The organism is Ornithinibacter sp., from assembly GCF_035443565.1.
In the GTDB taxonomy this organism is placed as follows: Bacteria; Actinomycetota; Actinomycetes; order Actinomycetales; family Dermatophilaceae; genus Fodinibacter.
This window is the reverse complement of sequence record NZ_DAORSO010000015.1, coordinates 4368-7056: the sequence shown is the minus strand read 5'-3', so window position 1 is coordinate 7056 and position 2689 is coordinate 4368. Positions and strand designations below refer to the sequence as shown.

Genomic DNA, 2689 nt, shown 5'->3' with positions numbered 1-2689 from the left:
GTGGGCGGGGCGGTGGGCCCGGTCAGGCGACGAGCGGTCGCCGCCTCCCGCTTGCGTCCGGCACGTTGGCTGCTGGGGCAGCCACCCTGCCGGACGCAAGGGGGGCGCGCGCGGACTCGAGGGCACCGGCGAGGCGAGCCACGGCATCCACCATGACCTCGGGCGGCAGGACGAACGGCACCCGGATCCAGCGATCCAGCCCTCCGACGACCGCGAAGCGCGGGCCGGCGGCGACGAGCAGCCCGGCATCCTCGGCGGCCACGGCGACGGAGGTGGCGTCGACGTCCTCGGGCAGCTCGCACCACAGCGACAGCCCGCCGCGCGGCATCCGGAAAGAGATCTGCGGGAGGTGTTCTCGCAGCGCGTCGGCGAGGGCGCCCCGCGAGGCGCGCAGGTCGAGGCGGCGTTGCGGTGACAGGCCGGGGTGGGCGCGCATCAGCTCCAGGAGCACGAGCTGTTCGAGCACGGGGGCTCCGAGGTCGGTGGTCACCCGGGCCTCGACGAGCGCAGGCAAGGTGCCCTTCGGTGCCCGGATCCACCCGGTGCGCAGGCCACCCCAGTGCGACTTCGACGAGCTGCCGACGCAGATCGCCCGCGGGTCGTGGGCGGCGAAGGGCAGCGGTATCGGGTCCGCGTCGTCGAGGTCGACCTCGACGATCGTCTCGTCGATGACGGGGATCGTCGCGGATGCCGTGAGCGCGCGGGCGAGGGTGGCGCGCGCGTCGTCGCCCATCAGGGCGCCGGTGGGGTTGTGGAAGTCGGGGATGAGCACGGCCAGGCTCGCGCCGGCGGCACGGATGGTGCGGGCCGACTCGGTGGCGTCCCAGCCGTCGGGGTCGATCGCCAGCGGGACGAGACGGGCACCCGAGCGGCGCAGGGCGTCGATGGTGTTGGGGTAGGTGGGGCTCTCGACGACGACACGGTCGCCGTGGCTCAGCAACGCCCGCAGCACGATGCCGATACCGGCGACCGCCCCCGAGGTGACGAGGACGTCGTCAGGGCTGGTCGGCAGGCCGCGCTGGGTGTAGCGGTCTGCGATGACCGCGCGCAGGTCGGGGATGCCGAGGGTGAGGTAGCCGGCCCCGGCCAGGTGTTCGGGGAGCTGGGACACCGCTCGCTCGTAGGCCTCGACGACACCCGCGGGTGCCCGGGTGGCCGCGCAGGTGAGGTCGATGACTCCCTCGCCCGGGTCGGCGGGGAAGAGCGACCCGGCGCCGCGGACCCGGCTGCCGGAGGGGAGCGAGGCCACGGACCCCGAGCCACGGCGCGAGGTGAGGTAGCCGGTGTCGCGCAGCACGGCATACGCCCGGGTCACCGTGGTGCGGCTGACGTCGAGGGATGCCGTGAGCTCGCGCTCGCTCGGCAGCCGGGTACCAGCGGCGATGCGGCCGTCGGCGATGGCCAGGCGCAGGGCGTCGGCCAGGGCCCGGTAGGCGGGGCGTCCGGGGGTGAGGGTGCCGACGATCCGTGCGGTACGTGCTGCGGAGACCGAGTGCGTCGACATGGTGGCCACTCTTGCACGATTGGCTATCGAAGTGAAGGCCACTTCTGGGGCATGCTGGGGTGCATGACCCCGATCCAGGCCCTCCGTCGCGGCGCGAGCCGTCGTGTCGAGCTCGTCCCGATGAACCCGATCGAGCAGCTGCGCGCTGGTCGCCTGCCGCACCGAGTGGCCCAGCTGCTCGTCGGGCTCGTGTTGTTCGGCATCTCGATGGCGTTGTTGCTGCGCGCCGACCTGGGGCTCGAGCCGTGGGGGGTGTTGCAGTACGGACTGATCCAGCACATCCCCATGTCGTACGGCCTCATGAGCATCGTCGTGTCGTTCGTCGTGCTGCTGCTGTGGATCCCGCTGCGTCAGTGGCCGGGGCTGGGGACCGTGCTGAACGCCGTGGTCATCGGTCTCGCGATCGACGCGACGCTGGCCGTGGTGCCCGACATCGAGGGGCTGGGGTGGCGGGTGGCCGTGATGCTCCTGGCGATCGTCGGCAACGGGGTGGCCGGGGCGATGTACATCGGCAGCCAGCTCGGCCCGGGGCCCCGCGACGGGCTGATGACCGGGCTGGCGCGGCGCACCGGGCGCTCGATCCGCCTGGTGCGCACCTCGCTGGAGGTGACGGTCGTCGTGCTCGGGTTTGCCCTCGGCGGCATCCTCGGCGTGGGGACGGTGCTGTACGCCCTGCTCATCGGGCCGGTCGTGCAGCTCTTCCTGCCGATGCTCACCGTGCGGGTGCAAGCCCCCGAGCCACGAGGCCTGCGTCCGCAGCGCCCCGAGGCAGCCGTCACAGGGCCTGCGGCAGGCTGACGAACGTGTAGCCCTTGGCCCTCAGCCCGGCGATGACCGAGGGCAGGGCCGCTGCGTCGAGGGTGGTGCCGTCGTCCGGGTTGGCCCCGACGTGCATGAGCACGACCATCCCGGGGCGGGTGGCCGACAGCACCCGGTCGCGCACCTTCTCGGTGCTCATCCCCCCGCTCGTGCCCTTCCAGCCCAGGCTGTCGACGGTCCACCGGACCGCGACGTAGCACTCCTCGTTGACCAGCCGGATGGTCCGGTCGTCCCGCGCGCCGAACGGGAACCGGAACCACGGAGCGGGGGAGCGTCCGGTCGTGGCGCGGATCGTGGCGGCGCCGGTGCGGACCTCGTCGACGACTGCCGACGACGAGAGGGTCGTGAGGTCGCGGTGGTTCTCCG

3 protein-coding genes are annotated in these 2689 nt (G+C 73.1%); 1 reads left to right on the top strand and 2 read right to left on the bottom strand.

All coding sequences use genetic code 11. The annotated features are described in order from the left end of the window. Nucleotides 1-22: 22 nt before the first annotated feature. Nucleotides 23-1504 carry a MocR-like transcription factor YczR gene (gene yczR, locus PLL68_RS03375; RefSeq protein ID WP_324531647.1) on the bottom strand — a complete coding sequence of 494 codons (1482 nt, stop codon included), beginning with the start codon at nucleotides 1502-1504 and terminating at the stop codon, nucleotides 23-25. 63 nt (nucleotides 1505-1567) lie between these two features. Between yczR and yczE the strand changes: the two genes are divergently transcribed. Then, nucleotides 1568-2302, top strand: a complete 735-nt coding sequence (gene yczE, locus PLL68_RS03370; RefSeq protein WP_324531645.1) for a membrane protein YczE — start codon at nucleotides 1568-1570, stop codon at nucleotides 2300-2302. Here yczE and PLL68_RS03365 read toward each other — a convergent pair. After that, nucleotides 2280-2689, bottom strand: a 410-nt coding sequence (locus PLL68_RS03365) for a polysaccharide deacetylase family protein (protein WP_324531643.1), incomplete at its 5' end; no start/stop codon positions are given. The genes yczE and PLL68_RS03365 overlap by 23 nt on opposite strands.